21 protein-coding genes are annotated in these 23,244 nt (G+C 73.0%); 9 read left to right on the top strand and 12 right to left on the bottom strand.

From position 1 onward, the window contains the following. Positions 1–477: 477 nt before the first annotated feature. On the bottom strand, positions 478–1,689 hold the full coding sequence (locus F603_RS0107720; protein WP_019545436.1) for a pyridoxal phosphate-dependent aminotransferase: 1,212 nt from the start codon (positions 1,687–1,689) through the stop codon (positions 478–480). 183 nt (positions 1,690–1,872) lie between these two features. Between F603_RS0107720 and F603_RS0107715 the strand changes: the two genes are divergently transcribed. After that, positions 1,873–2,658 carry a winged helix-turn-helix transcriptional regulator gene (locus F603_RS0107715; protein WP_019545435.1) on the top strand — a complete coding sequence of 262 codons (786 nt, stop codon included), beginning with the start codon at positions 1,873–1,875 and terminating at the stop codon, positions 2,656–2,658. Between the two features lie 176 nt (positions 2,659–2,834). Here the strand turns inward: F603_RS0107715 and F603_RS0107710 are convergent, their stop codons facing one another. Genes F603_RS0107710 through deoC form a run of 3 tightly spaced genes read right to left on the bottom strand, consistent with a single transcriptional unit; the run spans position 2,835 to position 6,324 of the window. Further along, positions 2,835–3,755, bottom strand: coding sequence for an aldehyde dehydrogenase family protein (locus tag F603_RS0107710; protein ID WP_019545434.1), 921 nt, complete (start codon positions 3,753–3,755; stop codon positions 2,835–2,837). Further along, entirely contained in the window at positions 3,752–5,281 is a 1,530-nt protein-coding gene (locus tag F603_RS0107705; RefSeq protein WP_019545433.1) for an aldehyde dehydrogenase family protein, read from the bottom strand. The genes F603_RS0107710 and F603_RS0107705 overlap by 4 nt, the downstream gene beginning before the upstream one ends. A 47-nt stretch (positions 5,282–5,328) precedes the next feature. After that, positions 5,329–6,324 (bottom strand): deoxyribose-phosphate aldolase, encoded by a 996-nt coding sequence (gene deoC / locus F603_RS0107700; protein ID WP_019545432.1) that lies wholly within the window; start codon positions 6,322–6,324, stop codon positions 5,329–5,331. A gap of 186 nt (positions 6,325–6,510) precedes the next feature. Between deoC and F603_RS0107695 the strand changes: the two genes are divergently transcribed. After that, positions 6,511–7,233 carry a PH domain-containing protein gene (locus F603_RS0107695; RefSeq protein WP_019545431.1) on the top strand — a complete coding sequence of 241 codons (723 nt, stop codon included), beginning with the start codon at positions 6,511–6,513 and terminating at the stop codon, positions 7,231–7,233. A gap of 10 nt (positions 7,234–7,243) precedes the next feature. On the opposite strand, the gene F603_RS0107690 is transcribed toward F603_RS0107695, so the two are convergent. From F603_RS0107690 to F603_RS0107680, 3 genes are all read right to left on the bottom strand, one after another. After that, positions 7,244–8,941 carry a phospho-sugar mutase gene (locus F603_RS0107690; RefSeq protein ID WP_019545430.1) on the bottom strand — a complete coding sequence of 566 codons (1,698 nt, stop codon included), beginning with the start codon at positions 8,939–8,941 and terminating at the stop codon, positions 7,244–7,246. Between the two features lie 88 nt (positions 8,942–9,029). Beyond that, a complete protein-coding gene (locus tag F603_RS0107685) occupies positions 9,030–9,875 on the bottom strand; it encodes a purine-nucleoside phosphorylase (protein ID WP_019545429.1) in 846 nt (281 codons plus the stop codon). Between the two features lie 113 nt (positions 9,876–9,988). Then, positions 9,989–10,426 carry a gamma-glutamylcyclotransferase family protein gene (locus tag F603_RS0107680; protein WP_019545428.1) on the bottom strand — a complete coding sequence of 146 codons (438 nt, stop codon included), beginning with the start codon at positions 10,424–10,426 and terminating at the stop codon, positions 9,989–9,991. An 88-nt stretch (positions 10,427–10,514) separates the two neighbouring features. Here F603_RS0107680 and F603_RS0107675 point away from each other — a divergent pair, with 88 nt between their 5' ends. Both F603_RS0107675 and F603_RS0107670 read left to right on the top strand, forming a co-directional pair. Further along, the gene (locus F603_RS0107675) at positions 10,515–11,963 is read left to right on the top strand and encodes an NAD(P)H-quinone dehydrogenase (RefSeq protein ID WP_019545427.1); all 1,449 of its coding nucleotides are present in this window, start codon (positions 10,515–10,517) and stop codon (positions 11,961–11,963) included. Positions 11,964–12,140: 177 nt separating this feature from the next. After that, the gene (locus F603_RS0107670) at positions 12,141–13,124 is read left to right on the top strand and encodes a DeoR/GlpR family DNA-binding transcription regulator (protein WP_078503587.1); all 984 of its coding nucleotides are present in this window, start codon (positions 12,141–12,143) and stop codon (positions 13,122–13,124) included. 66 nt (positions 13,125–13,190) lie between these two features. Here F603_RS0107670 and F603_RS0107665 read toward each other — a convergent pair whose 3' ends face one another. Further along, positions 13,191–14,966, bottom strand: a complete 1,776-nt coding sequence (locus tag F603_RS0107665; RefSeq protein ID WP_019545425.1) for an acetyl/propionyl/methylcrotonyl-CoA carboxylase subunit alpha — start codon at positions 14,964–14,966, stop codon at positions 13,191–13,193. A gap of 516 nt (positions 14,967–15,482) precedes the next feature. Here F603_RS0107665 and F603_RS0107660 point away from each other — a divergent pair. Next, complete coding sequence (locus tag F603_RS0107660) at positions 15,483–15,944, top strand: hypothetical protein (RefSeq protein ID WP_019545424.1); 462 nt, start codon at positions 15,483–15,485, stop codon at positions 15,942–15,944. Positions 15,945–15,970: 26 nt separating this feature from the next. Here the strand turns inward: F603_RS0107660 and F603_RS0107655 are convergent, their stop codons facing one another. From F603_RS0107655 to F603_RS0107640, 4 genes are all read right to left on the bottom strand, one after another. Next, the gene (locus F603_RS0107655; RefSeq protein ID WP_019545423.1) at positions 15,971–16,621 is read right to left on the bottom strand and encodes a Maf family protein; all 651 of its coding nucleotides are present in this window, start codon (positions 16,619–16,621) and stop codon (positions 15,971–15,973) included. Positions 16,622–16,663: 42 nt separating this feature from the next. Then, complete coding sequence (gene mmpB, locus F603_RS31815; protein WP_016907800.1) at positions 16,664–16,867, bottom strand: morphogenic membrane protein MmpB; 204 nt, start codon at positions 16,865–16,867, stop codon at positions 16,664–16,666. 22 nt (positions 16,868–16,889) lie between these two features. Next, positions 16,890–17,093, bottom strand: coding sequence for an acyl-CoA carboxylase epsilon subunit (locus F603_RS31810; protein ID WP_245600726.1), 204 nt, complete (start codon positions 17,091–17,093; stop codon positions 16,890–16,892). A gap of 152 nt (positions 17,094–17,245) precedes the next feature. Next, the gene (locus F603_RS0107640; protein WP_019545421.1) at positions 17,246–18,853 is read right to left on the bottom strand and encodes an acyl-CoA carboxylase subunit beta; all 1,608 of its coding nucleotides are present in this window, start codon (positions 18,851–18,853) and stop codon (positions 17,246–17,248) included. Between the two features lie 221 nt (positions 18,854–19,074). Between F603_RS0107640 and F603_RS0107635 the strand changes: the two genes are divergently transcribed. The 4 genes from F603_RS0107635 (at position 19,075) to F603_RS0107620 (ending at position 23,244) form a co-directional block, all read left to right on the top strand. Beyond that, positions 19,075–19,950, top strand: a complete 876-nt coding sequence (locus tag F603_RS0107635; protein ID WP_019545420.1) for a biotin--[acetyl-CoA-carboxylase] ligase — start codon at positions 19,075–19,077, stop codon at positions 19,948–19,950. 100 nt (positions 19,951–20,050) lie between these two features. Further along, positions 20,051–21,193, top strand: coding sequence for an adenylate/guanylate cyclase domain-containing protein (locus F603_RS0107630; protein WP_019545419.1), 1,143 nt, complete (start codon positions 20,051–20,053; stop codon positions 21,191–21,193). A 53-nt stretch (positions 21,194–21,246) separates the two neighbouring features. Then, on the top strand, positions 21,247–22,065 hold the full coding sequence (locus tag F603_RS0107625; protein ID WP_019545418.1) for an enoyl-CoA hydratase/isomerase family protein: 819 nt from the start codon (positions 21,247–21,249) through the stop codon (positions 22,063–22,065). A gap of 84 nt (positions 22,066–22,149) precedes the next feature. Further along, positions 22,150–23,244 (top strand): GGDEF domain-containing protein, encoded by a 1,095-nt coding sequence (locus tag F603_RS0107620; protein WP_026328222.1) that lies wholly within the window; start codon positions 22,150–22,152, stop codon positions 23,242–23,244.

The raw sequence follows: 23,244 nt of genomic DNA, 5'->3' as shown, positions 1-23,244 counted from the left end.
CGTTGTCGCGGGGCCGGGGCGTGAGTGCCTCCGGGGCGGTTGCGGCCGGGTGTCCTGGGCTCGTCGGAGTGCCGCGAAAGTCTGCCCAACGTGACGAGTGCAGCCGTGTGTTGGCGGTGTGCGGCGAGGGAGCGCCGGAGCGGCCCGGAGGGTGGGCGTGGTGAAGGAGTGCCTTCTCGCCGGTCTGGACGCCAGGGGCAGAGCCGCTCGGAAGCGGCTCTCTCACTCCGCGCGGCGCTGGGCGGCTGCCGAGGAGGGGCCGCGACGGGGCGTCGTGCCGGTGCGAGGACGCAGGTGGGCGTTGGCATGCGGGCATGCGGAGGTCGACTCGGAGCGCGCCCGGGGAGGCAGGCGCTCCGACTTGCTGTTCGCGCGGGCGCGTCGACGGCCGTGTGTGCCGTGCACGCACGATGTTGCCTCTACGGGAGCGCGTGCACCTCGCGGAAGCGTCGGTGCCGGGGGCCGGGGTGCCCCGGCTCATTGCCGGTACCCCTCCAGGAACCTTCCGATCCGGCTTATGGCTGCGTCGAGGTCCTCGGCGCGGGGGAGGGTGAGGATGCGGAAGTGGTCGGGGGAGGGCCAGTTGAAGCCGGTGCCCTGGACGACCTGGATCTTCTCGCGGAGGAGGAGGTCGAGGACGAACTGCTCGTCGTCGTGGATCTTGTGCACCTCGGGGTCGATCCGTGGGAAGGCGTACAGGGCACCCTTGGGCTTGACGCAGCTCACCCCCGGGATCTCGTTGAGCTTCTGCCAGGCGACGTCGCGTTGTTCGTGGAGACGGCCGCCGGGGAGTACCAGGTCGTCGATCGATTGGCGGCCGCCCAGGGCCGCCTGGATCGCGTACTGCGCGGGGGCGTTGGGGCAGAGCCGCATCGAGGCGAGCATGCCGAGGCCCTCCAGATAATCGGCGGCCTCCGAGCGGGGTCCTGAGACGATGAGCCAGCCGCTGCGGAAGCCGGCGACCCGGTACGCTTTCGAGAGACCGCCGAAGGTGAGGCAGACGAGGTCGGGGGCGAGTGCGGCCGGGTGGTGGTGGACGGCGTCGTCGTAGAGGATCTTGTCGTAGATCTCGTCGGAGAGGACCATCAGGCCGTGCCGGCGGGCGAGTTCGAGGATGCCTTCCAGGGTCTCGCGCGGATAGACGGCGCCCGTGGGGTTGTTGGGGTTGATGATCACGACGGCCTTGGTGCGCGGGGTGATCTTCGCCGCCATGTCGTCGAGGTCGGGGAGCCACTCCGCGGTCTCCTCGCAGCGGTAGTGGACGGCGCGGCCGCCGGCCATCGTCGTGACCGCCGTCCAGAGCGGGAAGTCCGGGGCAGGGACGAGGATTTCGTCACCGTCCTCGACGAGTGCCTGGACGGCCATGGAGATGAGCTCCGAGACGCCGTTGCCGAGGAAGACGTCGTCGACGTCGGTCTCCGGCATGCCTCGCTGCTGGTAGTGCTGGGCCACCGCGCGGCGGGCCGGGAGGATGCCCCGCGACTCCGTGTACCCGTGTGCGCGGGGGAGCATCCGGAGCATGTCCTGGAGGATCTCCTCCGGCGCCTCGAAGCCGAAGAGCGCCGGATTGCCGGTGTTGAGGCGCAGGACGCTGTGGCCTGCCTCCTCGAGCGCGTCGGCCTGCTCGATCACAGGACCGCGGATCTCGTAGCAGACTTCGCTGAGCTTGCTCGACTGCCGGAACACCATGCGTCCCCGCCCTCCCGGGGAGCCGCGTGCGCGGCCCGCCCTGCCATCGGGGACGCGCCACGACCGTCACGAGCGCAGCAGGCGCCGCGCCCCTGACCCGCTCGGAACGTCCCCTCGGATCTGACTACTTGGTTCTACCAAGTCCGGACTTGGAAAGTCCAACCGCGTGCGTACACTGGTGCCATGCCGAGCCGAACCCGCCGCAGCTACGACCAGTTCTGCGCCATAGCGCGCGCCCTCGACTCCGTGGGGGACCGCTGGACCTTGCTGATCGTGCGAGAACTCCTCGCCGGCCCACGCCGGTACACGGATCTCCACGCCGATCTCCCGGGCGTCAGCACCGACATACTCGCCGCGCGGCTGCGGCACATGGAGCAGGCCGAGCTCGTCGGGCGCCGCCGCCTCGCGAGCCCCGCCTCCGCTTTCGTCTACGAACTCACCGAGCGCGGTGCCGCGTTGCTCCCCGTGCTGCGTGCGCTCGCCGAGTGGGGCGCCCCCCTCCTCGACGGGCTGCGCCCGACCGACGCGGTGCGCGCCCACTGGTTCGCCGTGCCGCTCCAGGGGGCCGTCGCGCGTGCGCTCCGGGAGTCGGCAGGCGTGGGCGAGCCGCCGGACGGAGCGGCGCGCGGCGTCCTCGACGTCCACCTGGAAGAGGGAAGCTTCCACCTCCACCTTGACGTCGAGCGCCTCTGCGGTGTGCGTCCCGGGGCCGAGGCGCCGCCGCTCTACGAGCCCGGGCGCGCCGAATCCCCCGACGTCGTCATGGAGTTGGACGCGCGGGCGCCCGTCGAGTTGGCCAACTCCTCTCTCACCCTGCGCGAGGCCATAAGCAAGGGAGCGGTCCGGGTGCACGGCGAGAGTTGGCTCGCCGAGGAGCTCCGCCGTCCCGCCCCGGAGGACAGGACGGCGGAGCCCGACGGGACCGGCAGCGGCGACCCTCCCAACGAGGCTGCGGAAGCCGCGTGTTGACGCCACCGCCGCTCCGCCGGCACCCGGGGCCGCCGGCCGGACGGCCCGTCGAGCACGGGGGAAGGAGAGGGCACGACGCAAGTCCTGGGAAGGGCATGCGGGAACGCAGTCGGGCGGCCGCGCCGATCGAGCCCCGATGGTCCGGGCCCCGAGCGGGGCCCGGAACCGTGCGGGACTCAGTCCCCTCGGGGGTGCCAGACGGTCTTCGTCTCCAGGAAGGCGAGCAGCCGCCCCGTTCCCGGATCGGCGGCCCAGTCCTCGGCGTCGCCGTTCCCAGCGCCCGCCCTGGGGCGGTGGACGCGCTTGAGGTTCTCGGCCGCCGCGACCTCCAACTCGCGGACGAGCTCCGGGTCCCCGCAGGCGCCGGTGAGGTCGAGCGCGTCGACGTCGCGGTGGGCCGCGAGCGGTGCCGCCAGTTCGGCCGTCCGCCCGGAGAGGAGGTTCACGACTCCGCCGGGCACGTCGGAGGTGGCGAGCACCTCGGCGAAGGACAGTGCAGGGAGCGGCGCCCGCTCCGACGCGACGAGCACCGCGGTACCGCCCCCCGCGAGGACGGGCCCCAGCACCGAGATGAGCCCCAGCAGCGAGGAGCGCTGCGGCGCCAACACGGCGACCACGCCCGTGGGTTCGGGGGTCGAGACGTTGAGGAACGGCCCTGCCACCGGGTTGGGGCCACCGGCGATCTGCGCGATCTTGTCGGTCCAGCCCGCGTACCAGACGATCCGGTCGATCGCCGCGTCGACCTGCGCGGAGGCGCGCGCGGCCGAGAGCCCCTCGGCGGCCGCGACCTCGGAGGTGAACTGCGCCCTGCGTCCCTCGACCATCTCGGCCACCCGGAAGAGGACCTGCCCGCGGTTGTACGCCGTCGCCCCGGACCAACCGGGGAACGCCTTGCGCGCGGCGGCGACGGCGTCCCTGGCGTCCTTCCGCGAGGAGAGCGGGGCGTTGGCGAGCCACTCGCCCTTTGCGTCGACCACCTCGTACACCCGTCCGCTCTCGCTGCGCGGGAACTTCCCGCCGACGAAGAGCTTGTACGTCTTCAGCACCCCGAGCCTGCGCGGCGCGCCCACGCGCCGCTGCGCCGTCTGCTCGCTCACCGGCCACCTGCCTTTCCGCCGGCGCGCGCCCCGCGCCTGCCCTCGTTCGCCACGGCGCCCGCCTCGGCCGGCTCGGCGCCGGTGAGGTCGAGGTACGCCTCCAGTCCGTGCCGTCCGCCCTCGCGGCCGAAGCCGGATTCCCGGTAGCCGCCGAAGGGCGAGGTGGGGTCGAACTTGTTGAAGGTGTTCGCCCAGACCACGCCGGCCCGCAGCTTCTCGGCGACGCGCAGGATGCGCGAGCCCTTCTCCGTCCAGATGCCTGCCGAGAGCCCGTACGGCGTGTTGTTCGCCTTCGCCACCGCCTCCTCGGGGGTACGGAAGGTGAGCACGGAGAGCACGGGCCCGAAGATCTCCTCGCGTGCGATGCGGTGCGCCTGCGTCACTCCCGTGAAGACGGTCGGCGCGAACCAGTAGCCCTGCGAGGGGAGTTCGCACGCCGGGGACCACCGCGCGGCACCCTCGGCCTCCCCCGCGTCGGCGAGTTCGGTGATCCGGGCGAGCTGCTCGGGCGAGTTGATCGCGCCGATGTCGGTGTTCTTGTCGAGCGGGTCGCCGAGCCGCAGCGTGCCGAGCCGCCGCCGCAGGGCTTCGAGGAGCTCGTCGGCGACCGACTCCTGGACGAGGAGCCGCGAACCGGCGCAGCAGACCTGACCCTGGTTGAAGAAACTGCCGTTGACGACGCCTTCGACGGCCTGGTCGAGCGGCGCGTCCTCGAAGACGATGTTGGCGCCCTTGCCGCCGAGCTCCAGCGTCAACCGCTTGTCGCCGCCTGCGACTTCGCGCGCGATGGCCTTGCCCACGGCGGTGGAGCCGGTGAAGGCGACCTTGTCGACGCCGGGGTGGGAGACGAGTGCGGCGCCCGTCTCCCCGTCCCCCGTGAGGATGTTGACGACGCCTGCCGGAAGCTGTGCCTGGCGGCAGATGTCGGCGAAGAACAGCGCGGAGAGCGGCGTCGTCTCGGCCGGCTTGAGCACCACGGTGTTCCCGGTGGCGAGCGCCGGCGCGACCTTCCAGGCGAGCATGAGCAGCGGGAAGTTCCAGGGGATGACCTGCGCTGCCACACCGAGCGGCCGCGGCGGGCCGCCGTGCGCGGTGCGCTCCAGGCCGGCGTGGGCCAACTTGTCGGCCCAGCCCGCGTAGTAGAAGAAGTGCGCGGCGACCTGCGGCAGGTCGGCGTCGCGCGTCTCCCTGATCGGCTTGCCGTTGTCGAGGGTCTCCAGGACGGCGAGTTCGCGGGAGCGCTCCTGGAGGATCCGGGCGATCCGGAAGAGGAACTTCGCGCGCTCTGCGCCGGGCAGCGCGGCCCAGCCGGGGAAGGCCGCGCGGGCCGCGCGGACGGCGGCCTCGACGTCCTCGGCGCCTGCGTGCGCCACCTCGCTGAGGGCCTGCTCGTCGGCGGGGGAGACGGTCTTGAAGCTCCTGCCGTCCGCCGCCTCGCGGAACTCGCCGTCGACGAAGAGCCCGTAGGACGGGGCGATCTGCACCAGCGAGCGGGACTCCGGTGCGGGTGCGTAGTCGAAAACCATCGGTGCCTCTGTGCCTTGGGGTGTGGGCATGGGTGGGTGGCAGGTGTCTAGTCGACGGTGACGTACGCGGCGCCGGAGTAGGCCCCCGTCGCCAACTTGTGGCGCTGCATCAGGAGATCGCCGAGGAGGCCGGAGGCGCCGAAGCGGAACCAGTCGGGCGTGAGCCACTCGGGACCCGCCGTCTCGTTGACGACGACGAGGTAGCGCAGCGCGTCCTTCGCCGCCCTGATCCCGCCGGCGGGCTTGACGCCGACGCGGGTGCCGGTGGCCGCGTGATAGCCGCGGACCGCCTCCAGCATCAGCAGGGTGGCGGGGAGGGTGGCGGCGCCGCCGACCTTGCCCGTGGAGGTCTTGATGAAGTCGGCGCCCGCCTCCATGGCGAGCCAGGAGGCGCGCCGGATGTTGTCGTACGTCGCCAACTCGGCGTTCTCGAAGATGACTTTGAGTCGCGCGCCGGCGCCCGGTCCCGCCGCGCACGCCTCCTTGACGGCTCTGATCTCCTCGTGGACCTTCAGGTAGTCGCCGGAGAGGAAGGCGCCGCGGTCGATCACCATGTCGACCTCGTCGGCGCCTGCCGCGACCGCGTCCTCGGCGTCGGCGATCTTCACCCGGAGCGAGGCGCGTCCGGAGGGGAACGCGGTTGCCACGGCGGCGACTTCGACCTGCGGGGCGCCCGCGGCGGCGAGCGCCTCCTTCGCCGTGGCGGCGAGGTCGGGGTAGACGCAGACGGCGGCGGTGTGCGGCGTCGTCGGGTCGCCGGGGTCCGGCCGCGCCGCCTTGGCGCACAGGGCACGCACCTTGCCCGCGGTGTCCGAGCCCTCGAGGGTGGTGAGGTCGACCATGGAGATCGCCAGGTCTAGGGCGTAAGCCTTCGCCGTCGTCTTGATCGAGCGGGTGGCGAGCCCGGCCGCGCGCTGCTCGAGGCCGACGGCGTCGACACCGGGGAGGCCGTGGAGCCGGGAGCGGAGCTCCGCCTGCGACGGTGCCGTCCCGGTGACGGGAGGGCGGGGCGCGGCCGGTGGGCTGCTGGGGGGAGTCGGCATGGTCACCAGGGCAGCATATCTACGCGTGTAGCGGTGCGTCGCCCCCGAAGTGCGATCGTTTTCGCGGGAGTTGGAGCGAACCAGTACTCTGCGCGACGGATTCGCGACACAGCGCGCACAACCGCCACGCGCATCGATGCCGTACCGCAATGTCCGTCTACCGGACGGTCCGGCAGAATCGATCGCATGACGCGCGAGGAGAGCACCCCAGGGGACGACCGCCCCGAGGGGCGAGGGACCACGGCAGACGAGCCCGGCGAGCAGCGCCCCGAGCCCCCGGCGTACGCGGACCGTGTCTTCCGCTCGCCCGCGGGCATGGCCGGCGGCGTGCTGCTGCTCCTGCTCGCCCTGTGGCTCGGCACCGACGCGATCGTCAACAGCGACGGGCGTACCCCGTGGATCACGCTCGCCGGCCTCTTCGTCGTCGTGCCGCTGGTGGTGGCATTCACCCTGCGCCCCGCGGTCTTCGCGGGCGAGCGGCGGCTGCGGGTGCGCAACCCCTTCCGGACCGTCTCGGTGCCGTGGGGCGCGGTGGAGTCGCTGCGCTCCGGGTACTCGAGCGAGGTCGTCGCCGATGGACGGACCTACCAACTCTGGTCGATCCCGGTCTCGTTGCGCGCCCGGAACAAGGCGACGCGCCACAACGAGCGGGTCGCCGCCGGCCACCCGCCCTCGGCGGCCGGCGGCCTCTTCGGCGGCCGGACGATGCCCTCCGTCGCCAAGGAGCCGGAGCAGGCCGACCGCCGCGCGCCCTCCGACCAGGCGATGGACGACCTCCGCTCCCTCGCCGCACGCCACGGCGCGGACGGCGAAGGAGCGGGCGGCGTGGCGGTCCGCTGGGCCTACGAGGTGCTCGCGCCGGCCGCGGCCGGCGCCGCCGCGCTCGTCGTCCTCCTCGCGACCGGCTGACGCAGCCGGTTCACAGCCCGGTGGCGGCCGAGAGCCCCTCCTTGATCCGCTCCAGCACCGCTTCCCCCGTCCGCCGCGCACGGGCGAGGTCTTCCTGCCCCTCGACCCCGACGACCGCCTCCAGATAGCACTTCAGCTTTGCCTCCGTGCCGCTCGGCCGCACGATCACGCGTGCGCCGCGTACGGCGCCGTCGCCGTCGAGCCGGTAGCGGAGGCCGTCCGTCGGCGGCAGCCCGCCCGTGCCCGCGGCGAGGTCCTCCGCCTCGGCGACGGCCAACCCGCCGAGCCGCTGCGGTGGTCGGGACCGCAGCCGCTCCATCGCCTCGGCGATGCGCGGCAGTTCGTCGACGCGCATGGAGATCTGCCCCGACGCGTGGAGCCCGTGTTCGACGGCGAGGTCGTCGAGGAGGTCGCTCACCGTGCGTCCGGCGAGCTTGAGTTCGGCCGCGAGCTCCGCGACGAGGAGCGCCGCCGTGATGCCGTCCTTGTCCGGGACGGCGGCGGGGTCGGTGCAGTACCCGAGCGCCTCCTCGTACGCGAACGCCAGGTCGGGGACGCGGCAGAGCCACTTGAACCCGGTGAGCGTCTCCGCGTACGGCACCTTTGCGGCCTGTGCGATCCGCGAGAGCAGCGAGGAGGAGACGATCGTCGTCGCGAACGTCCCCCGCGCCCGCTTGTGGACGAGGTGGACGGCGAGGAGCGCGCCCAGCTCGTCGCCGTGGAGCATCCGCCAGCCGGCTTCGCTGCCCGGCTCCGGCACGGCGACGGCGCACCGGTCGGCGTCCGGGTCGTTGGCGACGACGAGGTCGGGGCCGTGCGCCCGCGCCGCGGCGAAGGCGTGGTCGAGGGCACCGGCCTCCTCCGGGTTGGGGAAGGCGAGCGTGGGGAACTCCGGGTCCGGCTCCGCCTGTTCGGGCACGGGGACGGGCTCGGGGAAGCCGGCGCGGAGGAACGCCTCTCGGAAGGTGCCGGTGCCGACGCCGTGGAGCGCCGTGTGCACCACGCGCACCTCGCGCGGCGACCCCTCGGTGAGCACGGAGCCGGAGCGTGCGAGGTACGCGTCGAGCAGTCCGTCGTCGAGGACCTGCCAGCCGGAGTCGGGGCGCGGCACCGACGAGAGCGGACCGACCGCGTCGATCTCCGCGGCGATCTCGTCGTCGGTCGGCGGGACGATCTGGTAGCCGCCGCCGAGGTAGACCTTGTAACCGTTGTCGCCCGGCGGGTTGTGGCTCGCGGTGACCATCACGCCCGCGACGGCGCCGAGGTGTCCGACGGCGAAGGTGAGCACCGGCGTCGGGAGCGGGCCCGGCAGCAGCGCGGCGCGCAGTCCGGCCCCGACGACGACCGCCGCGGTGTCCCGCGCGAACTCCGCGCTCTTGTGCCGCGCGTCGTAGCCGATGACCACGAGCCCCCGCGCCGGGTCGAGCCCGGCGGCCGAACCCAGCGTCCGCTCCAGGTGGCGCACGAGTCCTGCCGCTGTGCGGATCACCACGGCCCTGTTCATCCGCATCGGTCCGGCGCCCAGGCGCCCGCGCATGCCTGCCGTTCCGAACCGCAGGGTCCCGGAGAAGCGGTCGCCGAGGTCGGCGAGGGAGCCGGAATCTCCTTCCTCCGCCCGGGCCAGGAGCGCGGCCAGCTCCTTGCGGGTCTCTTCGTCGGGGTCCTCGGCGAGCCACTCGCGGGCTGCCGTGATCGCCTCGTCGTGCACGGTTCCTGCCTCTCGTCGCTGCTGCGCCGCTGTGCGGGTACCCGCGTCGGCGTCCCGCCTACCGCGCCCCGCCGCACGCCGGTGCCGGTCAGATCCGTTCGAGCACTCCGGCAAGGAGCGTCCCCATCCGGGACGCGGAGTCGCGCCCGGCGCGGAGCACCTCCTCGTGGCTGAGCGGCTCGCCCGTCATGCCGGCGGCGAGGTTGGTCACGAGGGAGACGCCGAGTACCTCGGCCCCCGCCTCGCGGGCTGCGATCGCCTCCAACGCCGTGGACATGCCGACGAGTTCGCCGCCGATGGCCCGCAGGTAGGTGATCTCCGCCGGGGTCTCGTAGTGGGGCCCGGGGAGTTGGACGTAGACGCCCTCCTCCAGCGTCGGGTCGACCTCTCTGCAGAGCGTGCGCAGGCGCGACGAGTACAGGTCGGTGAGGTCGACGAAGCGGGCGCCCTGGATGGGCGAGGCGGCGGTGAGGTTGAGGTGGTCGCTGATGAGGACGGGCTGCCCCGGCCGCATGCCGGGCCGCAGCCCGCCGCAGCCGTTGGTGAGGACGACCGTCTTGCACCCCGCGGCGACGGCGGTGCGCACGCCGTGCGCAACGGCCGCGAGGTCGCGGTGCTCGTAGTAGTGGGTGCGGCCGAGGAAGACGAGCGCCCGGGTGCTGCCGAGCGTGTACGTGCGGATGGTTCCGGCATGGCCGGTGGCGGTGGGTGGGGGGAAGCCGGGGAGCTCGGTGACGTCGATCTCGTCCTCGGGGTCGCCCAGCGCGTCGGCGGCGGGGGCCCAGCCGGAGCCCATGACGAGCGCGACGTCGAAGCTGTCGGAGCCTTCGTAGGCGCCGCCTTCCCGGCGCCGGGTGAGCTCGCGGAGCCGCGCGGCGGCGGCCTCGGCAGTGCGGTACGGGTCGTCGGGGTGGAGTGTGGGTGATGCGTTCACGCGTTGAGCGTAGCCGCTCTGACCCTACGCGCGTAGAAGGAGGGGGGTTCCTTCTGCGCCTCTCAACTGCCCGTTTCGCCCGGGGGAGTTGGGGCGGCCCCTCGGGGCAGCCCTCAGCACGGGCGCTTGCGCAGCTCCATCACGTAGTCGTGCGGGGCTCCTGCCGACTCGGCCGCGTCGGCGACGTCCCCGAGGTAGCGCGGGGACGGGAGTCCACCCTCGTACGCGTTGAGGACGTAGGTCCACGCGGCCTCGTCGCCCTCCAGCGTGTGGACGCGCATCCGCGTCCTGCGGTAGATCTCCAGGCCGACGCCCTCCCAGCGGTCCAGTGCCGCCTCGTCCATCGGCGCGACGTCGTAGAGCGCGACGAAGACCTGCCCGCACGGCTCCTCGGCGAGCGTGGCGAGCGCCCCGTCCCAACCCATGTGCTCCCCGCCGAAGGTGAGCCGCCAGCCGTCGAGCCAGCCCGTGCAGCGGAGCGGGGAGTGCGGGGCGCGGCGCGCCATCAGCCGGGCGTCGAGGTTGCCGGCGTACGCGGCGTAGAGCGACATGGCCCGAGGGTAGCGGCGGTGCGCGGACGCGGGCGGCTGTGCGGCGTCGGGAGGCCCGGGCGGGTGGCGTCGCAGGCGGTGCGGGAGAATGGGGCCCGTGACTCGGATCGTGATCGTCGGTGGTGGCCCTGGTGGATACGAGGCGGCGCTCGTCGCCGCGCAACTCGGTGCGGAGGTGAGCGTCGTCGACAGCGACGGCCTCGGCGGTGCCTCGGTCCTCACCGACTGCGTGCCGTCGAAGACGCTCATCGCCACCGCGGAAGTGATGACGAGCTTCGACTCCTCCCACCGCGAACTCGGTATTCGGATCGAGGACGGCACCCACGACCCGGCCGACCCGGCCCGTGTGGTCGGCGTCGACCTCGGTCGCGTCAACAAGCGCGTGAAGCGGCTCGCGCTCGCGCAGTCCCACGACATCACCGCCTCCGTGACCCGCGCCGGCGTCCGCGTCGTCCGTGCGCACGGACGTATCGAGCCCGGCCAGGCGCGGGACGGCTCGCGCGAGGTCGTCGCCACCGCCGCCGACGGTCGCGAGGAGCGGCTCACGGCCGACGCGGTTCTCATCGCGACCGGCGCGCATCCGCGGGAGATCCCCGACGCCCTGCCCGACGGCGAGCGCATCCTGAACTGGAAGCAGGTCTACGAGCTCGAGGAGCTCCCCGAGGAGCTGATCGTGATCGGCTCCGGTGTCACGGGCGCCGAGTTCGCCGGTGCCTACCAGGCGCTCGGCTCCCAGGTCACCCTCGTCTCCTCGCGCGACCGCGTGCTCCCCGGCGAGGACCCGGACGCGGCCGCCGTGCTGGAGGACGTCTTCCGGCGGCGCGGGATGAACGTGATGTCCCGCTCGCGCGCCGAGTCCGCGCGCCGGGTCGGCGACCGGGTCGAGGTCACGCTCAAGGACGGCCGGACGATCAGCGGCACGCACTGCCTCGTCGCCGTCGGCGCGATCCCCAACACCGCCGAACTCGGCCTCGCCGAGGCGGGCGTGGTGCTGCGCGAGTCGGGGCACATCAAGACGGACCGGGTCTCGCGCACCTCGGCGCCCGGCGTCTACGCGGCGGGGGACTGCACCGGCGTCCTCGCGCTCGCCTCGGTGGCCGCGATGCAGGGCCGGATCGCCATGTACCACTTCCTCGGAGACGCCGTCGCGCCGCTCGACCTCAAGACGGTCTCGGCGAACGTCTTCACCGACCCGGAGATCGCCACCGTCGGCTACACCCAGGCCGACGTCGAGCAGGGCACGATCGACGCGCGCGTGGTGAAGCTGCCGCTGCTGCGGAACCCGCGGGCGAAGATGCAGGGCATCAGGGACGGCTTCGTGAAGCTCTTCTGCCGGCCCGGCACCGGGATCGTGGTGGGCGGCGTCGTGGTGGCGCCGCGCGCGAGCGAGCTGATCCACCCCATTGCGATCGCCGTCGACAACAATCTGACGGTCGAGCAGATAGCCAACACCTTCACCGTGTACCCGTCCCTGACGGGTTCGATCGCCGAGGTGGCGCGGCAACTGCACACTCGTAAGGCGGCAGAGGAGAGTTGAGCTGTTGACGCCGCCGGGGGCGCGGAAGGGGGCGCGCAGGCGGTTCGACGGCCGGTGCGCAGGGACGGAAGGGACTCGGGGGCCGCTATACCACGTGTTCCCTTGCGAGACGAACAACTTCTGTTAATCGGTGCAATCTGCTGAAACCAGACGGTCGTTGGCGTTACTGTCAGTTTCGTGTTCGCTGCGGAACGTCGCCAATTGATCCTTGAAATGGTGCGAGCCAACGGGGCGGTCTCGCTCCGGGAGCTCGCGCGGGTAGTCCAGACCTCCGAAGTCACCGTCCGTCGGGACGTGCGGGCGCTGGAGGCCGAAGGGCTGCTCGACCGTCGCCACGGCGGTGCCGTACTCCCCGGAGGGTTCAGCAGGGAGTCCGGGCTCCCACAGAAGTCGCACCTGGCCAGCGCCGAGAAGACGGCGATCGCCGACCTCGCGGCCGGCCTCGTCGGTGAGGGGGAGGCCGTCGTCGTCGGCGCCGGCACCACCACCCAGGAGCTGGCCCGCCGCCTGGCGCGCGTCCCCGGGCTGACGGTCGTCACCAACTCCCTGCTGGTGGCGCAGGCGTTGGCCCATGCGAACCGCGTGGAAGTCGTGATGACGGGCGGCACCCTGCGCGGCTCCAACTACGCGCTCGTGGGGAGCGGTGCCGAGCAGTCGCTCCAGGGGCTGCGGGTCTCCCGTGCCTTCCTCTCCGGGAGCGGGCTCACCGCCGAGCGCGGGCTCTCCACCTCCAACATGCTCTCGGCGAGCGTCGATCGGGCGCTCGTGCAGGCGGCGACGGAAGTCGTCGTCCTGGCCGACCACAGCAAGCTCGGCACCGACACGATGTTCCAGACGGTCCCGACCGACGCCATCACCCGCCTCGTCACCGACGAACCGCCGGCAGGCGAGCAGCGCGCCGAAGCAGAGCTGCACGCCCTCGCCGACCGCGGGGTACAGGTCGTCGTGGCGGGCGGCCCCTCGGGGCCCGCACCTGGCGGCGGCCATCGGGCCGAGGGCCAGCGGCGCGACGTCCCGTCGCCCCGCCGCAATCCGCCGCCCCAGGGCGGCGGTTCGGGGCCCCCGCAGACGCGCGGCCCAGGACAGCAGGGCGAGCCACCCGGCGCAGGGGGCTACCCGGCGAAGAACCGCGTCGCCGACCTCGGGCCCCGTAGGCGCTGACCGCACACGACGCGGGGCGTACACACCAGTCGTGTACGCCCCACGCCCCTCCGGTGCGGAACCGGGTCAGTCCTTGATCTCGCAGAGCACGGCACCGGCCGTAACGGCCTCGCCCACCTGCGAGTTGAGCCCCTTGACGGTGCCGGAGCGGTGCGCGTTGAGCGGTTGCTCCATCTTCATCGCCTCCAGGACGACGACGAGTTCCCCCTCCTCGACCTGCTGCCCCTCCTCGACGGCGACCTTGACGATGGTGCCCTGCATCGGAGAGGCGAGCGCGTCACCCGAGGCGGCCGACGAGGACTTCTTCCCCGCCTTGCGGCGCGGCTTGTGCGCACCGCCCTCGACGGCGGCGCGAGCGAGCGGCATCCCCAGCGACGACGGCAGCGACACCTCGAGCCGCTTCCCGCCGACCTCGACGACGACGGTCTCCCGTCCGGCCTCGCCGGCCTCGTCGTCGGCCGTGGGGGGGCCGAACGGCTCGACGTCGTTGACGAACTCCGTCTCGATCCACCGGGTGTGGACGCTGAACGCCTCGTCGCTGCCGTGTACTTCAGGGGCGAACGCCGCGTCGCGCACGACCTTCCGGTGGAAGGGGATCGCCGTCGCCATGCCTTCCACGGTGAACTCCGCCAGCGCCCGCTGCGAGCGCTCCAGCGCCTGCTTGCGGTCGGCACCCGTGACGATCAGCTTCGCCAGGAGCGAGTCCCACGCGGGGCCGATCACCGAGCCCGACTCGACCCCCGCGTCGAGCCGCACGCCGGGGCCGGCAGGCGCGTCGAAGGTGGTGACGGTGCCGGGCGCGGGGAGGAAGTTCCGACCCGGGTCCTCGCCGTTGATGCGGAACTCGAAGGAGTGACCGCGGTGGACCGGGTCGTCGTAGCCGAGCTCCTCGCCGTCGGCGACGCGGAACATCTCGCGGACGAGGTCGATCCCCGTGACCTCCTCGGAGACCGGATGCTCCACCTGCAGGCGGGTGTTGACCTCGAGGAAGGAGATGGTGCCGTCCTGCCCCACGAGGAACTCGCAGGTACCGGCGCCGACGTAGCCGGCCTCCTGGAGGATCGCCTTGGAGGCGCGGTACAGCTCGGCGTTCTGCTCCTCGGTGAGGTAAGGCGCGGGCGCCTCCTCCACGAGCTTCTGGTGGCGGCGCTGGAGGGAGCAGTCACGCGTGGAGACGACGACGACGTTGCCGTGGCGGTCGGCGAGGCACTGCGTCTCGACGTGCCTCGGGCGGTCGAGGTAGCGCTCGACGAAGCACTCGCCGCGGCCGAAGGCGGCGACCGCCTCGCGCACGGCCGAGTCGTAGAGCTCCGGCACCTCCTCAAGGGTCCGGGCGACCTTCAGGCCGCGCCCGCCGCCTCCGAAGGCCGCCTTGATGGCGATCGGCAGGCCGTGCTCCTCCGCGAAGGCGACGACCTCGTCGGCGCCCGAGACCGGGTCCTTGGTGCCGGCGACCAGCGGGGCGCCCGCGCGCTCGGCGAGATGCCGGGCCGAGACCTTGTCCCCGAGTTCGCGGATCGCGCCGGGGGGCGGCCCGATCCAGGTGAGCCCGGCGTCGAGCACGGCCTGCGCGAACTCCGAGTTCTCCGACAGGAATCCGTAGCCCGGGTGGACGGCGTCCGCGGCCGAGTCGGCGGCGGCCTTGAGGACCTTGGCGATGTCGAGGTAGCTCGCCGCCGGGGTGTCGCCGCCGAGTGCGAACGCCTCGTCGGCCGTGCGCACGTGGAGTGCGTCCCGATCCGGGTCGGCATAGACGGCAACGCTCGCGATACCCGCGTCCCGGCAGGCACGGGCGACGCGGACAGCGATTTCGCCGCGATTGGCGATGAGCACCTTGCGCACGATCTCTCCCTACTCGGCGCTACGCCGCAAACAAGACAACGGGCTGAGTTTAGGTACTGGCGACACCGAAGGCCGAGTCGCCGAAGGGGGTGAGCTTGCGCACAGAAGCCTTCGGCTCCCGACCTCCCCCTGCCCCGTCGTTCCTTATCGTCCCACGGTACGCCGGGTGTACCGGGCTGAGGTCGTCCTTCGCCATGTGGTGTAGCTCTCTGTCGGAGGACGAAGGAGGGGGTGGCCCTCTTTTGTTGGAACCCTATGAACTCACTGTGGAATCTTTGCCTCCAGCCCGCCTGCTGCCCTCCCCTTGTGCCCGCGTGTACCCGTGAGTAGCGTGCCCGGTGCCGAACGGAACGTGCACGGGCGTACGAACCGGTAGCACCGCGCAACTCCCGTGCCCGTAGGCCCGCTTGAGCGCCACCTGCTCCATGCGACAGGTGCCGGGCGCAGGCCGGCGGAAGAGGAGCGAGCCGAACGGAACAGGGGAAGCAGGTGGGCCAGGTGGCGCGTAGGCGTGCTGTGGCGGTCGTCGGTGGAGTGGTGCTGGCCTTCGAGGCGGTCGTCTTCGTCCTCCTCAACCTCTTCCTCGGGATGGTCGTCGACCAGCAGGAGATGTCGCTCGCCGGTATCGACCCCAGGGCGACGACCCTCTCCGCCTGGATCGCCGGCGGCGTCTTCGGCGTCTACCTCCTCGTCAACGCCGCCGTCCTGCTGCGCGCCGCCGTCACCGACCGGCCGCCGCGCGGGTTCTGGCGGATCGTCCTGATGAGCTGCGCGGTGGTGCACGGGCTGTTGGGCGCCTTCTCCGTCGGCCTCGTCGGGTGGCAGGCGTTCGCCGTGATGATGGCGGTGCTCGCGCTGATCGTCTGGGCGCTCACCTGGTACTCGGCCAAGCCCGCCGACGCGGGGACATCGGAGCCTTCCGGCGACGGCGCGGGGGAGCAGGGCCCCTCGGCGCCGCCCGCGCCCGGCGCCGCCTGACCCGGAGGACCCGCGGGCGGCCGGGGTCAGTCGGCGTCCGCCCACAGGTCGGTGATCGAGACGTCGAGACGCGCGAAGAGCCGCCGGAGCAGCGGCAGCGAGAGGCCGATGACGTTGCCGTGGTCGCCCTCGATCCGCTCGACGAACGGGGCCGAGCGGCCGTCGAGGGTGAACGCGCCCGCGACGTGGAGCGGTTCGCCCGTGGCGACGTAGGCGGAGATCTCCGCGTCGGTCGGCTCGCCGAAGTGCACTGCGGTGGAGGCCGTTTCGGAGACGCGGCCGCCGGTACGGGTGTCGACCACGCAGTGGCCCGTCCGAAGGACGCCCGTACGTCCGCGCATCGCGCGCCAGCGGGCGGCGGCGTCCTCGGCGCCCGAGGGCTTGCCCAGCGCGCGCCCGTCGAGGTCGAGCACGGAGTCGCAGCCGACGACGAGGGCGCCGGCGGCCGCCTCGCGTGCGGCGACCGCCGCGGCCTTCGCCTCCGCGAGCACCAGTGCCAACTCGCCCGGGTCTTCGGCGTGGAGGGCGTCCTCGTCGACCCCGCTCACCACCACCTCGGGCACGAGCCCCGCCTGTCGCAGGAGTCCGAGCCGCGCGGGAGAGGCGGAGGCGAGGACGACCCGGCGGCGCGGGGCGAGGTCCGGAACGTCGGTGTCTGCGGTGGGAGCTGAGGTCATGGCGGCATCGTATGCAGCACGCGGCTGCCGGCCAGCGCGCGGTCAGCGGGAGGCCGTCACGTGGAGGACGATCGCCAGGACCGCGGCGACCGGCAGCAGCCAGCCGAGTCGGCGGAGTTTCGCCTCCGCTTCGCGCACCTCGGCGGGGCGCTGCCGCTCCGTGCGGTCGGGGTCGGACCAGAGCATGCCTTCGAGGATGCGCGGACGGCGGGCGGTGCCGCCTGAGTACCCGTACTCAGGCGGCACCGCCCGATTGTGCGAGTGCGGCTCAGCCCGGCCAGTAGGTCGAGCGCCAGGCCCAGGGGCCCGGCTGCGGAAGGCGCCGGGGAACGAGGCGGGCAGGGTTGGACCACTCGCTCACCGGCTGCTCCCCCGGCGCCGCCTCCTCGGCGGCGCCGACCGCCCGCGCGCGTACGACGGCGAGCGCCGCGGCGAGCTCCTCCGGAGTCGGGTTGCCCTTCAGCACGCGGATCTGCGGCTGCTCCGCGGGCAGTTCGGGGCGCTCGCCGTGCGGCTGCTGGTCGTGGTGGTTGGCCTGCGGCGGCGGGATCTCAGGCATTCCAGCCCCTTCGGAAGCGGCGCGTGACGGGCGGCGGGCTGCCGCCACGGGGGACAACGTCCTTGTCAGAGCGGGATGTTGCCGTGCTTCTTGGGGGGAAGCTGTTCCCGCTTGGAGCGCAGGGTACGCAGCCCCCTCGTGATGTGCCGACGCGTCTCTGCCGGACGGATGACCGCGTCCACGTAGCCGCGTTCGGCCGCGATGTACGGATTGAGGAGGGCGTCCTCGTACTCCTGCGTGAGCTCCGTGCGCAGTTGCTCCAGCTCCTCGGGGGACTCGGTCCCTGCGAGGCGCTTGCGGTGGAGGATGTTCACGGCGCCCTGGGCGCCCATCACGGCGATCTGCGCCGTCGGCCAGGCGAAGTTGAGGTCGGCGCCGAGGTGCTTCGAGCCCATGACGTCGTACGCGCCGCCGAACGCCTTCCGCGTGATGACGGTGATCAACGGCACCGTCGCCTCCGCGTAGGCGTAGATGAGCTTGGCGCCGCGGCGGATGATGCCGTCGTACTCCTGGTCGGTGCCGGGCAGGAAGCCGGGGACGTCGACGAAGGTGAGTACGGGGACGTTGAAGGCGTCGCAGGTGCGCACGAAGCGCGCGGCCTTCTCGCTCGCGTCGATGTTGAGGCACCCGGCGAACTGCATCGGCTGGTTGGCGACGACGCCCACCGAGTGGCCCTCGACCCGCCCGAACCCGGTGATGATGTTCGGCGCGAAGAGTGCCTGCGTCTCCAGGAACTCGCCGTCGTCGAGGACGTGTTCGATGGCGCTGTGCATGTCGTACGGCTGGTTCGGCGAGTCGGGGACGAGCGCGTCCAGCTCGCGGTCCTCGTCGGACGTCGTGAGGTCCGCCTCCTCGGGGAAGACGGGCGGCTCGGAGAGGTTGTTGCCCGGCAGGTAGGAGAGGAGGCCCTTGACGTACTCGATGGCGTCCTTCTCGTCGCCGGCCATGTGGTGCGCGACGCCCGAGGTGGTGTTGTGGGTGCGGGCGCCGCCGAGCTCCTCGAAGCCGACGTCCTCGCCCGTGACCGTCTTGATGACGTCGGGGCCCGTGATGAACATGTGCGAGGTCTTGTCGACCATCACCGTGAAGTCGGTGATCGCCGGGGAGTAGACGGCACCGCCGGCGCACGGTCCGAGGACGATGCTGATCTGCGGGATGACGCCCGACGCGTGGGTGTTGCGGCGGAAGATCTCGGCGAAGAGCCCGAGCGCCGCGACGCCCTCCTGGATGCGCGCCCCGCCGCCGTCGTTGATGCCGATCACGGGGCAGCCCGTCTTCAGCGCGAAGTCCATCACCTTGACGATCTTCTCGCCGTAGACCTCGCCCAGCGCCCCGCCGAAGATCGTGAAGTCCTGCGAGAAGACGCAGACGGGGCGACCGTCGACGGTGCCGTAGCCGGTCACCACGCCGTCGCCGTACGGACGGTTCTGCTCCAGGCCGAAGTTGGTGGAGCGGTGGCGCGCGAACTCGTCGAGCTCGGTGAACGAGCCCTCGTCGAGCAGCATCTCGACCCGCTCGCGCGCGGTCAACTTCCCCTTGGCGTGCTGCTTCTCGATCGCCCGCTGGGAGCCGGCGTGCGTCGCCTCGGACGTGCGGCGCTCGAAGTCCGCGATTCGGCCCGCGGTGGTGTGCCGCTCCTGCTCTGAGGGGACGGAACCTGGCTGCTCGGACATCTGCGGGAGGCTCCTACTCGTCATCGGGTGGCTACCGGAACGTAGGTTATCGGCGTACGAGGACGCCGTGGGTGCGGCGTTGGCCACACTCGCGCGAAGGGCGCCAGGGTTTTCGACCGGTATGCGACGGATTGTCGCCACCGCACGCCGCAGCCCTCCGTCCTCCGCTGCCGGCCGGCGCCTCGTGCCCGCACTGCGGACGCGGCCCCTAGGCTCGTCCCATGTCCGACGAGAACCCTCCGCGCAGCCGCTGGTCCGACCTGGAGCGACCGCCGCTCAACGCGACCGCGCTCCGCCGCGCCCTGCTCGGCGCCGACAGCCTCTACACGCACCTGGAGGTGGTCGGCTCCGTCGGCTCCACCAACTCCGAACTCGCCGACCGCGCCCGTCGCGGCGCCGCGCAGCCCGGCACGGTGCTCGTCGCCGAGGAGCAGACGGCGGGGCGGGGACGGCTCGACCGCGGCTGGTCGGCTCCGCCGCGATCGGGGCTCTTCTTCTCCGTCCTGCTGGCGCCCGAGGTCCCGGCCGAGCGCCTGGGATGGCTGCCGCTGCTCGCCGGGGTCGCGACGGCGGGTGCACTCTCCCGTACCGCGGGCGTCGACACCGCGTTGAAGTGGCCGAACGACATCCTCGTCACGGTCGGCGGCGAGGAGCGCAAGTGCGTCGGCATCCTCGCCGAACGCGTCGGTGAAGGGCCTCGGGAAGGGGCGCTGGTGCTGGGCATCGGCATCAACGTCACGCTCCGCGAGGCCGAGCTGCCCGTGCCCACCGCCGGCTCGCTGCAACTCGCCGGGGCGCAGGGCACCGACCGCGACCCGCTGCTCCGCGCCGTACTGCGCTCCCTGGAGGACTGGTACGGGCGGTGGACGGCGGTCGACGGCTCCGCGGGGGAGAGCGACCTCCAGGAGGCGTACGCGGCCGGATGCGCGACGCTCGGACGCCACGTGAGGGTCGAACTCCCCGGCGACCGCGCGCTGTTGGGCGAGGCGGTCGCCCTCGACGGAGAGGGCCGGCTGGTGATCGCGACGGGCGAGGGGGTGCAGCACCCGGTGGCCGCGGGCGACATCGTGCACCTGCGGCCCGCCGGGGGAGCGTGAGCCAGGGCATAGCTGCCGTATTCTGGGCAGCCGGCGGAGGCATCCCGAAGGACGGAAGGGCAGTGCGCGGCGGAACAGCGGAGCTGGCAAGAGGCGGGCAGTGACCGTGGACGAACCACGCACCCCGGAAGAAGCCCCAGCCTCCGAGGGCCCTCGGGGAGAGGGCGGCGAGCCGGCCGAGGGAGACGAACCACGGGGGCCGGACCCCGCGCCGGGCAGGTCGGGCGAGGAGGACCCGAGCGCGCTGCGGATCGAGGAGCTGATCCTCGGGTCCGAGCGCCAGTACACGGCGTTCCAGGCGGCCCGAGCCGCGGGTGTCCCGATGGAGCTCGCCTCCCGCTTCTGGCGCGCCATGGGCTTCGCCGACGTCGGGCAGGCGCGTGCGCTCACCGAGGCCGACGTCCTCGCGCTGCGCCGGCTCTCGGGGCTCGTCGAGGCGGGCCTGCTGAGCGAGTCGATGGCGATGCAGGTGGCGCGCTCCACGGGCCAGACCACCTCGAGGCTGGCCGACTGGCAGATCGACTCGTTCCTCATGGGCCTCACCGAGCCCCCCGAGCCGGGGATGACCCGCAACGAGGTCACCTACCCGCTCGTCCAGCTCCTCCTCCCCGAGCTGGAGGAGTTCCTCGTCTACGTCTGGCGCCGCCAACTCGCCGCCGCCACGGGGCGGGTGGTGCAGGCGAAGGACGACGAGGAGACGGTCGACCGCCGCCAGGCGATCGGCTTCGCCGACCTCGCCGGCTTCACCAGGCTCAGCAGGCGGCTGGAGGACGAGGAGGTCGGGGAGCTCGTCGAGGCGTTCGAGACGATGGCGGCCGACCTCGTCGCCGCCCACGGGGGCCGGCTGATCAAGGCGCTGGGGGACGAGGTCCTCTACGTCGCGGAGGAGGCAGCCACCGCCGCCGAGATCGGCGTGCGGCTCATCGAGACGATGGCCAACGACGAGACCATGCCCGAGCTCCGCGTCGGTATCGCCTTCGGCACGATGACGACGCGGATGGGCGACGTCTTCGGCAGCACCGTCAACCTTGCGAGCCGGCTCACCTCGATAGCGCCGAAGGACGGCGTGCTCGTCGACGGGGCGCTGCGGGCGGAGTTGATCTCCGCGGGGGAGGCGCCCGAGTCGGAGAAGGAGAGCGAGGGGCTCGGCGAGGGCCGGTTCCGCTTCGCTCTCCAGCCGCTCTACCAGCGTCCGGTGCGCGGGTTCGGCGTCGTCGAACCGTGGCTGCTGCGGAGGCGTTGAGGGAGGCAGGCGCGACCCGAACGTTCGGTCGGTCGGGTGCGTAGGGTGACCCCATGGTGAACCCCAACGACAGCGTCAGCGAAGAGCGGTTCGGCGAGTGGGTCCTGCTGCGCAGGGACGCGCGTACGCACGTCGCCGAGATCGTGCTGGACCGGCCGGAGGCGATGAACGCGGTCTCCACCGAGTTCGCCTTCGGCGTCAGCGAGGCGTGTGCCGCGCTCGCCGAGGACCGCTCGGTCCGTGCGGCCGTCCTCACCTCCACGAGCGACCGCGCCTTCTGCGTCGGAGCCGACCTGAAGGAGCGGAACAGCTTCACGGACGAACAGCTCGCCAACCAGCGCCCGTACGCGCGGGCCGCCTACACCGGCGTCCTCGACCTCCCCATGCCCTCGATCGCGGCCGTCGGCGGCTACGCGCTCGGCGGCGGGGCCGAACTCGCCCTCTCCTGCGACCTGATCCTTGCCGGGCCGCGCGCCGTGCTTGCGCTGCCCGAGGTGTCGGTCGGTGTGATTCCGGGCGGCGGGGGTACGCAGCTCCTGCCGCGGCGCGTGGGTGCGGCGCGCGCCGCCGAACTCGTCTTCACCGCGCGGTGGGTGGGCGCGGAGGAGGCGCTCGGCATGGGGCTCGTCGACCGGCTCGTGGAGGGGGACGAGCGCGCCGAGGCGCTCGCGCTCGCCGGGGGGATCGCGGCCCACTCGCCCGTCGCGCTCCGCGCCGCGAAGCGCGCCCTGCGCACCGGGTGGGGGCGGGAGCTCCACGAGGGGCTCGACGTGGAGGACGCGGAGTGGCGCACGGTGGCGTTCTCCGGCGACCGCGCGGAGGGCGTCGCGGCTTTCAACGAGAAGCGCAAGCCGGAGTGGCCGGGCGAGTGAGCCCTGGGCCGCCCGTGCTCGCGCGCGTCCCCCCGGCACGTGCCCGCGCGGCAGTACCGGGACAATCCTCATAACCTTGGGCGTATGGGACAGGGTGTGCGGCTGCCGGCTGTCGTCGGGCTCGTGCAGGCCCTCGCGGCGGCGCAGTCCGCGAGCCCGCACGCCGACCCCGCGCACCCTTGCGCGGGGCCGGGCGGCCCCACCGACCCCGCCGTACGGGAGACCGCCCGCACCGCGGCCGCACGGCTGTGCGCTGCGCTCGACGGCACGGCGGCGACCGTCCGCGCCTGGGACGCGCAGGACGAGACCCTCAGTCCGCTGGCGACCGACGGCGACGCCGCCCCCGCAGCGACGCGCTCGGCGCCGGGGTTCGCGGCCGCGGCCCTCGCCCCCGGCGGCCACCGCGCGCGGGCGGCCGATGAAGGCGCCCCGTCGCTCATCGCGCCACTGGTGCACGCCGGGCGCGTATACGGAGAGGCGGAGGTCGAACGCGCCCCGGGCGGCCCGCCGTTCACCGCGGACGAGGTCTGCGGCGCCACCGCGCTCGCCGCCGTCGCCGCCGCCGGACTCGCCCAGGCCGGGTACGTCGCCGAACTCCGCCGCCTGGCCTACGCCGACCCGCTCACCGGACTCGCCAACCGCCGTGCCGTCGACGACCGCCTCGACGCGGCGCTCCGCCTGCACGCCGCCGACGGCACCGTCGTCAGCTTCGCCGTCTGCGACATCAACGGCCTCAAGCGCGTCAACGACGCCCACGGTCACCAGGCGGGCGACCGCCTCCTCGAGCGCTTCGCCGCGCTCCTCGCCGAGTGCGCCGCGCTCCTCCCCTCCGCGCTCGCCGGGCGCCTCGGCGGCGACGAGTTCTGCCTCCTCGCGGCCGGCCCTTCGGCCGAGGAGGCCGTGACCGCCGCCGGCGAACTCTGCCGCCGTGCAGGGGAGTCGGCGCTCGGCGACGGCGTCGCCTGCGGCCTCGCCTCCACCGGCGACCCCATCGGCCCCGTACGCACGCCCCGCCGGCTCTTCCTCCTCGCCGACGCCGCGCAGTACCGGGCCAAGGTGGCGCGCGCCCAGGGCCCGGTCGTCGCCGGCCGGGACGGCGGCGCCGTCGACCCCGTCGTGCGCCTCGCCGACGCGCCGCCCCCGCACGGCACCGAGCGGCGGAGGTTCCGGGGGAGATGA

This window comes from Streptomyces sulphureus DSM 40104 (assembly GCF_000381025.1).
In the GTDB taxonomy this organism is placed as follows: Bacteria; Actinomycetota; Actinomycetes; order Streptomycetales; family Streptomycetaceae; genus Streptomyces; species Streptomyces sulphureus.
The sequence above is the reverse complement of the archived record's forward strand: the minus strand, read 5'-3'. Positions and strand labels throughout refer to the sequence as shown.